This is a genomic window from Clostridium sp., from assembly GCF_040797585.1.
Lineage (GTDB): Bacteria > Bacillota > Clostridia > Clostridiales > Clostridiaceae > Clostridium_Z.
In genome coordinates, this window is sequence record NZ_JBFNEO010000117.1 from 1 (window position 1) to 8606 (window position 8606).

Below are 8606 nucleotides of genomic sequence, written 5' to 3' on the forward strand. Positions count from 1 at the left end.
CTAGTAAAAATATAAAATTATTTAAAAATATAGATTGAACTTTTATATTTTAAGCGTAATCTTCTATTCTTTTTATTAGATTATCCGTAATTACTTTAACCTTATCAAAATCTATATTATCTACATAAAATTTTTCTAAATCATCATGAAGGGACTTTGCTTCTTTTATAGAAGAGAGAGCTTTATTTATTAAGAAATAAAATTGACTTCTATCAAAGTCTATTTCTTCTTTATCTTTCTTAACATAAGGAGAAAGTAAGGAATCCATATTAATTTCTGTATCATTTTCAATAGGTATTGAATTGATTTCATTGCTTGAGAATATGGCTAAAGAAAGGGAAGGTATAGCTATATTCTCAATTCTTTCAGGAATAAATGGGTCATGATAGAATTCTACGTATAGCCCATGCCTAAGAGCCTCTTCTCCTAAGAATTTCAACACTTCAGTTTTCCCAGTACCTGGTCCACCCTTTAGTAGATACATCTTTTCATATAATCTGCTATGATCTTCTTTAAAAGAAACTATGCCATTAGGGGTGAATGCTGTTAAGAATAAGTGACGTTCTTTTCCATTGCCTTGAAGTTTTATATCATTAAAAATGTCACTTCTAAGATTTTCTTTTATTAGATTTAATTTATCATTATTCTTATAAGCTAAATTATAATTTACCCAATCCTCATGAATATTCCTTGCAGCACCTAAAAATCTATAGGCCCTTTTAAATTTCTGGCCAATTAGTTTACTTGTATTTATTATATCAGTTCTATATTTAGAGAAACCTTCTTCTATCCAGCAGTCTCCTAGATTTAAAATTTCGTCTATAGCACCAGGGTATATGGGATCTACTATATGAGGAGCAGTACCATCTACTAGAGCTACATTAAGTTCCTTTATTACCACACCATCTATAGAGGTGTTATCAGAAGAACAATGATGAAATTCTATTTCGTAACCTTTTTCTAAGAAATGATTACCTATGGCTTTCATCAAAGTAGACTTGCCAGTACCAGGACCACCTTTTAGACATATGATTCTTTTAGCTATCTCAGGATTTATTATATATTTATAAAAAGAATAGAATCCAACAGAAGTATTTCCACCAGCAAAGGTATGTTTTATATTTTTATTCATAATATATCTCCCTTCCAATTAATCAATATATAATATGTTTTACATTTATTATAAGTTACTACTATTTATTCCATAGGAATAGTTTAAAGATGAATGTAATTATTAGAGTATATTAATATTAAAAAGGTATATGTAATTACAATATGTATTTTCTATCATCTACAGGTTTAGTATTCCCACATAAAATTTTATTATATTCATAACTGTGGTTCTAAATAAACTATAAAATTTTTATCTGATGGCTAGTAACTGTAACACCCCCATCCGCGTGAAAGGTAACAGTTACTATGCCCCTAGATTAACTCATCTAACCTTCAAATGGGGGAAAGAACACATTTGAAGGAAGATTAGTTCTATTAAACATTAAAAAGAACTGAAGATGAAATTATTGAATGTCTATATGCTACATTTTAATTGGACCAGATTATACAGTAAAAACTATATGTTACCTATAATGTATAATTAAGGTTTTATTAAGATTACTAGATTTAGTTAGCATATAATGAAAAGTATGTTATAATTTCATAGTGAAAATCAATGAAAGAGGGTTATTTATGAAACATTTTAAATTTAAACAATGGTTTAAAAAGTTGGATAAGTTATTTTTCCTATTTGGAATATTTATATGGTTAAAATCCTTATTATTTCTTGCATTACTTCATGGTAAGGATTCTGCTACTTTAAATATTTCAAGGATGTACTTCTCTCCACCTCCAATGCTTTCTCACATATTATTTATAGTAATAATCATGAGTTTTGGATTTTTGTTTTATGGTAGGGGAAGGATAGCATATTACATAATTATTGATTTATTATTTGCTTTACTTCTTGTAGGAGATTTAGTTTATTTTAGAGCCTATGGAGGATTCTTAAGTTTTAGTCAGGTTATGGTACCGGAATCTTTCAATCCATCAAATAAAGCTCTTTTAAGCTATTTACATCTTGTTGATATAATATTCTTTTTAGATATAATTCTAGCAAGTATATACTTTATTAAGAAGAAAGACCTATATAGAGGAGCTTTTAGAAGTATAAAGAAGAATATATTGGCATTTATTTTATTATTCTCTCTATCTACAGGAGCCGTATATATAGAACATTACCTTATAGATATTAAAGATATAACCAAGGGAAATATGTTGTTCTTTAAAGTATGTTGGGCACAGTTTCAGACAATGTCTAATATGTCTCCAGCAGGATATCATATATATGATATTTATCTTCAATTTACGGATAATAAGACTAAAGAGCTTACAAGTGAAGATAGAAGTGAGATAGATCAGTGGTTTAAGGATAAGAAGGAAGATGTAGAGGATAGTGAACTTAAGGGAAAACTAAAAGGAAAGAACTTAATATTCCTTCAAGTAGAGTCCCTTGAGAACTTTGTTATAAAAGATAAAGCTTTCGGACAAGAAATTACTCCTAATATTAATAAACTCTTAGATAATAGCTTGTATTTTAATAATATATATGAACAGGTGAATAATGGAACTAGCTCTGATGGAGATCTTTTATCTGTAAATTCTGTGATTCCAGTAAGAGAGGGAAGTACCGTATATAGATATCCTAACAATACCTATAACTCAATTGCTACCATGTTAAATGATATGGGATATAATACAATATCTACTCATCCAGAAAAGGCATATAACTGGAACTGGAGACCTAACCATAGATCCTTTGGGTTTAAAAAGTCATGGGATGTAAATGATTATGTTATAGATGAGGAAATAGGACCAGGGCTTTCTGATGGATCCTTCTATAGACAAGTTGTAGAGAAGTTAGAGAATGAGAAGAGTCCATTCTTCCTTCATGCAGTTACATTAACAAGTCATGGACCTTTTGATGTACCAGAGAAGGAAAGAGGATTAAAGCTACCTAAGGAGTTTGATGAGAGCATAATGGGAGCATATTTCCAAAGTATAAATTACGTAGATAGACAGATAGGAAATCTTGTTAAAATGCTTGAGGAAAGAGATATGCTAAAGGATACAGCCCTTGTTATATATGGAGATCATACAGGAGTTCATAAATTCTATCAAGATAAGTTAAATGACATAAATGGTATGGAGGATAGATGGAAGGAAAAAGATCAAAAGGTTCCATTTATAATATACAATCCAGAACTTAATGGAGAAACTAGAGATATAATAGGTGGGCAAGTTGATATAATGCCTACAGTGGCATATGTTATGGGAATACCAGAAGAGAAGTTTGAAAACACTGCTATGGGAAAAATTCTCTTAAAGACTAAGAAAAACTTCACTGTACTTAATTCAGGAGAAATAGTAGGTACTCCATCTTCAGAGAAAGAAAAAGAACATATGAAGAACTCTATTCCTATTGGAAACAAGATTATAGAGGGAAATTACTTTAAGAAGTAGCATAGGTTTTAATTTCATATATCAAAAAAGAAGGCATAAAAGTTTAACTTTTATGCCTTTTAATGTAGATAATCTTCATCTATAGTTATTATACAATTATAATTTGGATATATTTCTTTTACCATAGATGTTATATCTTCTATAAGATCCTTATCACTCATGGTTCTCCTTTTTCTATTTGAGTCTACCACCACATCAAAGATAAGATTCTTTTTTTCACCTTTTCCAACTACTCTAAAATCATGCATAGATTTTACAAGAGGATGCTGGTTTAATATTCTAAGTAGTTGATTTTCTGTCTCTAAAATTTCCTCATCATCCACATTTATTGGATCCATGTGGATAACTAGATATAATTTAAGTTTTTTAGATATTTCCTTTTCAGCTTTATCAATTACTTCATGTATGGTTATTACGGAAAGGTTAGAAGGTACTTCTGCATGAATTGATGCCATAATTCTACCAGGTCCATAGTTATGAACTATTAAATCATGAACTCCTATTATATGTTCATAGCTTAAAACCTCATCTTTTATACCTTTAACAAGTTCAGGGTCAGGTGCCTCTCCAAGAAGAGGATTTAGAGTATCCTTAACTAAGGTATATCCAGAGTAGAGAATCATAAGAGAAACAATTACTCCTATATAACCATCTATAGGAAAGGTGGTAAATTTTGAAGATACCAAGGAAATAGCAACACAACTAGAAGTTATAACATCACCTAAAGCATCAAAGGATGCAGCTTTTAAGGCTGAAGAATTAATTTTATTTCCTACAACACTATTGAATCTTGAAAGCCATATTTTAAATAATATAGATATAAGAATTAATATAAAAGGTATAAGTTCGAAGGTTACAGCAGATGGATTTAGTATTCTTTCTATAGAGGATTTGATAAATTGAAATCCAACTATTATAACCATAAAAGAAACTATCATGGCAGAAACATATTCAAGTCTTCCATGGCCAAATGGATGTTCCTTATCTGGAGGCATAGTGGACAATTTAAACCCTAATATAGTTATTAAAGAAGATGCAGCATCAGATAAGTTATTAAAGGCATCTGCCATAACGGCGATACTTCCTACTAATAATCCTACAAAAAGTTTTACAGAGAATAATAGTAAGTTTACTACTATTCCAACTATTCCAGCTAAGAATCCATATTTAGTCCTAGTTTTTTCATTAGAAATATTATCATCTTTTATAAAGATTTTTATTATCAAATTAGATAGCATAATTCCTCCTATTACTTAATATTATAGTAACTTAATTCAGTGAGATTCTCATAATTTAAAGTGAAATAGATAAATATTTTTTCAAATATGTTACGTATAAATTATAATAAATATATCTTCTTTCATATTTAAACTACCTCACCATTGAATCATTATAACATATACAAAATATAGTTCCAACATTATCCTAAAGTAATTAAATAAAAACTATTGACAGAAACTTAAGAATAGAATAATATATTATTAAAATTTAAAAGTTTAGAATATTATAAGTTGTTACCTAGGGTAGAGGCGCTTTAACTAAGATTATCTTCAAGGAGTAGGCATACTTTGAATTGGAGAGAAAGGAGTTAGAGCCGAAGGATTAAATTTTGCAAGATTTGATCCTGGGATTATGGAGAATATCCATAATACTGTCACTATTAACCTTAGCTTTATATGAGTTTTACTAATCCTAATATCAGTTAGGGTTACATGAAACTTATTATAAGTGATAAAAAGGAAATAGTGTTGAGCTACAGAGGTACACCGTTTATGTTATATTGCTTATGTAAGTAAGAATATGGCAAAGGTGTTCCTTTGTCATATTCTTTTTATTTACCCAAAAGTAAATATTGACTTTGGGAAGATAAATCTTTGGTAACCAATGATAAAAAAAGAAAGGGGTTATTATTATGAACTTACATGGATCAATGAGCATTAGAAATAACAATCTTTATATAGGAGAAATAAACTCTTTAGATTTAGCTAGAGAGTTTGGAACACCTCTATATGTAATGGATGAGGAGCTTATAAGGAGAAATTGTAGAAGATATTTAAAGGCTATGAAATCCCAGAGAGGAAACAAGGTAGCTTATGCAGGGAAGGCATTTTTAACCATAGCTATGGCACAAATAGTTAAAGAAGAAGGATTATGTCTTGATGTGGTATCAGGGGGAGAACTTTACACCGCCTATACTAGTGGATTCCCTATGGAGAAGATTTATTTCCATGGAAATAATAAAACCCTAGAAGAAATACACATGGGATTAAAGTTTAAAGTTGGAACCTTTGTAGTTGATAATTTTACAGAACTTGATAATATAAATAGATTATGTGAAAGCTTAAATACTAAGCAGGATGTTATATTAAGAGTCATTCCAGGAATAGAGGCACATACCCATGATTATATAAGAACTGGACAAGTGGATTCAAAATTTGGTTTTTCTCTTCTTGAAAATAACCTGTTTAAGGCTGTGGAGAGGATTTCCACTTTAGAGAATATAAATTTAAAGGGCTTACACTGTCATATAGGATCACAAATTTTTGAAATAGAACCTTATAGGGATTCTGTGAAAATTATGATGGGACTTATGAAAGAGATTAAAGAGAGGTTTAATATAGAACTTAGAGAATTGAACCTTGGAGGTGGTTTTGGTATACATTATAGCTTAGAAGATAAGCCAAGAGAAATAGAGGAATATTGCAGTGCCATATTAGAAGAGGTGGAAGCTTACTGTAGTGATAATGGATGCAAAATTCCTAAGCTAATTATAGAGCCAGGTAGAAGTATAGTTGGTAATAGTGGTATCACATTATATACCATAGGAGGGGTTAAGGATATTCCTAATATAAAAACTTATGTTTCAGTAGACGGAGGAATGACTGATAATATAAGACCTTCCTTATATAGTGCAAAATATGAGTGTTTAATTGCCAATAAGGCAGAGAATACAACTAAGGGGTCGGTTACAATATCAGGAAAGTGCTGTGAATCAGGAGATGTATTAATAAATGATACTCTTCTTCCTAAGGTGCAAGCTGGGGATACTTTAGCTGTAATGTCTACAGGAGCTTATTGTTATTCCATGAGTAGTAATTACAACAAAATACCAAAGGCTCCAGTAGTCCTAGTAAGGTTTAATGAAGTAAAACTTATATGCAAAAGAGAGTCCTATGAGGATATGTTAAAGAATGAATTAGGACTAAGAGCTATATAAATTTAAAGCATGGGTATCTATTATCGAGAATATAAAAGATTTTTATCTGATGGCTAGGAGCTGTAACACCCCATCTGTATGTGAGGTGGGGAATAACAGTTCCTACGCCCCTAGATTAACTCATCTAACCTTTAGATGGTTGAAAAAACACCATCTAAAAGAAGATTTGTTCTATAATTTAAAAGAAATTTAAGAAACTTTAATTATACATTACTCCCTAGAGTTATGGTACAATTAACTTATGTATCATAACTCTAAGGGGGTACTTATATGAATAATGAATTACAATTAGCAAATGAATTAATAGATTTCTTATATGAAAGCCCAAGTGCTTTTCATGCAGTGGATAAATTAAAGGCTGTTTTAAATGAAAATGGATTTAATGAGCTTAAAGAAGAGGACATATGGGCTCTAAAGCCAGAAGGTAAGTATTATGTAACTAAGAATGATTCTGCTTTAGTTTCTTTTGTAGTAGGAAAGGAATCACCTTCAAAGGCAGGATTTAAGCTTATAGGAGCTCATACAGACTCTCCAACTTTTAGAATAAAGCCAAACCCAGAAATCATATCAGAGAATGTATATGTTAAGCTAAATACTGAGGTTTATGGTGGACCTATACTAAATACTTGGCTTGATAGACCGTTATCTATAGCAGGTAGAGTTAGTTTAAGAAGTGATAATCCATTATTTCCAGACAATAAGCTTGTGAACATTAAAAAACCAATATTAATAATTCCTAACCTTGCAATACATATGAACAGAGATGTTAACCAAGGAGTAGAATTAAATAAGCAAAAGCATACTCTTCCATTATTATCTCTAGTTACAGAGGAGCTTGAAAAGGATAAATATCTTTTAACTATATTAGCTAAGGAGCTAAATGTAGAAGTGGAAGACATAATAGATTTTGATTTATTCCTTTATGAATATGAAAAAGGAACAGTAATGGGACTTAATAATGAGTTTATATCTATGGGAAGATTAGATGATTTATCTATGATCCATGGAGGAATAAAGGCTCTTATAAATTCTAAAGTAAACAAGGCTACTAATGTTATGGTATGTTTTGATAATGAGGAAATTGGAAGTGCCACAAAACAAGGAGCAGACTCTGATATGTTATCTAATATATTAGAAAGAATAGTTCTTTCTTTAGGTGGAGATAGACAAGATTTCTTTAGATCTTTATCAAAGTCATTCTTAATATCAGCAGACCTTGCTCATGCAGTTCATCCAAACTATGGAGAAAAGCATGATCCAATAAATAGACCAGTTATAAACAAGGGACCAGTTATAAAGATAAATGCAAACTTAGCATACACTACAGATAGTGATTCCGCAGCTGTATATGAAGAAATATGCAGAAGAGCTGGGGTTCCGGTACAGAAGTTTGTTAATAGATCCGATGTAAGAGGAGGATCAACTATAGGGCCAATATCTTCAACTCATCTTAATATACGTTCTATAGATATTGGAAGTCCAATACTTGCAATGCACTCTATAAGAGAGTTTGGTGGAGTTAAGGACCACTACTATATTATAAAATCCTTTGAAGAGTTTTACAATTTATAGTATAAAAATATTATAATGTTTAAAAATAAAGGAGAAGTGAATATCACTTCTCCTTTATTTTTTTATTTCTATTTTTCATTAATAGTAGGGCTCATAGAGGAGGTTTTGTATAAGGATTATTAAATAGAGTACATAATTCTATAGATTCTGGTAAAAATATAAGATAGTAAACCAGAAGGGAGTGCATCATATGCTTTTTGTTTACACAAGTCTTTTAGCATTATTCATAGTTTTTTTAGTGTATTTAATAGTAGAAGATATAATTAAAGGGATTAAATAATTATTAGGTCTATTTGATTAT

5 protein-coding genes and 1 riboswitch are annotated in these 8606 nt (G+C 30.3%); of the genes, 3 read left to right on the forward strand and 2 right to left on the reverse strand.

The window, feature by feature from the left end:
- Window positions 1–49: 49 nt before the first annotated feature.
- Window positions 50–1132, reverse strand: a complete 1083-nt coding sequence (locus AB2369_RS08575; protein WP_367666066.1) for a PRK06851 family protein — start codon at window positions 1130–1132, stop codon at window positions 50–52.
- A 554-nt stretch (window positions 1133–1686) separates the two neighbouring features.
- Between AB2369_RS08575 and AB2369_RS08580 the strand changes: the two genes are divergently transcribed.
- Entirely contained in the window at window positions 1687–3516 is a 1830-nt protein-coding gene (locus tag AB2369_RS08580) for an LTA synthase family protein (protein WP_367666067.1), read from the forward strand.
- Window positions 3517–3575: 59 nt separating this feature from the next.
- Here the strand turns inward: AB2369_RS08580 and AB2369_RS08585 are convergent, their stop codons facing one another.
- A complete protein-coding gene (locus tag AB2369_RS08585) occupies window positions 3576–4754 on the reverse strand; it encodes a cation diffusion facilitator family transporter (RefSeq protein ID WP_367666068.1) in 1179 nt (392 codons plus the stop codon).
- 278 nt (window positions 4755–5032) lie between these two features.
- Window positions 5033–5280, forward strand: a riboswitch (Lysine riboswitch).
- A gap of 148 nt (window positions 5281–5428) precedes the next feature.
- Between AB2369_RS08585 and lysA the strand changes: the two genes are divergently transcribed.
- Together lysA and AB2369_RS08595 are read left to right on the forward strand one after the other, a co-directional pair.
- The gene (lysA, locus tag AB2369_RS08590; protein ID WP_367666069.1) at window positions 5429–6733 is read left to right on the forward strand and encodes a diaminopimelate decarboxylase; all 1305 of its coding nucleotides are present in this window, start codon (window positions 5429–5431) and stop codon (window positions 6731–6733) included.
- 270 nt (window positions 6734–7003) lie between these two features.
- Complete coding sequence (locus AB2369_RS08595; protein WP_367666070.1) at window positions 7004–8305, forward strand: M18 family aminopeptidase; 1302 nt, start codon at window positions 7004–7006, stop codon at window positions 8303–8305.
- Window positions 8306–8606: the final 301 nt, after the last annotated feature.